This window comes from Ensifer sp. ENS10 (assembly GCF_014852025.1).
Classification (GTDB): Bacteria; Pseudomonadota; Alphaproteobacteria; order Rhizobiales; family Rhizobiaceae; genus Ensifer.
This window is the reverse complement of record NZ_JACVAS010000040.1, coordinates 1-554: the sequence shown is the minus strand read 5'-3', so window position 1 is coordinate 554 and position 554 is coordinate 1. Positions and strand designations below refer to the sequence as shown.

Here is a 554-nt window from a genome sequence, read left to right as displayed (position 1 = left end):
CACTACATGGGCTGCTCGACCTTCGCCAACTACACGGTGCTGCCGGAGATCGCCGTTGCCAAGGTCAACCCGGACGCGCCGTTCGACAAGATCTGCTACATCGGCTGCGGCGTCACCACCGGCATCGGTGCGGTCATCAACACGGCGAAGGTCGAGATGGGCGCGACCGCGATCGTCTTCGGTCTCGGCGGCATCGGCCTCAACGTCATCCAGGGCCTGCGTCTTGCCGGCGCCGACATGATCATCGGCGTCGACCTCAACAACGACAAGAAGGCCTGGGGCGAACGCTTCGGCATGACCCACTTCGTCAATCCGAAGGAGGTCGGCGACGACATCGTTCCCTACCTCGTCAACATGACCAAGCGTGGGGCCGACCAGATCGGCGGCGCCGACTACACCTTCGACTGCACCGGCAACACCAAGGTGATGCGCCAGGCGCTCGAAGCCTCGCATCGCGGCTGGGGCAAGTCCGTCGTCATCGGCGTCGCCGGCGCCGGCCAGGAGATCTCCACCCGGCCGTTCCAGCTCGTCACCGGCCGCAGCTGGATGGGCAC

1 protein-coding gene is annotated in these 554 nt (G+C 65.7%); it reads left to right on the top strand.

The genetic code is table 11. The annotated features are described in order from the left end of the window. A partial coding sequence (locus tag IB265_RS36280; protein ID WP_192496231.1) for a zinc-binding dehydrogenase occupies positions 1–554 on the top strand: 554 nt, incomplete at both ends.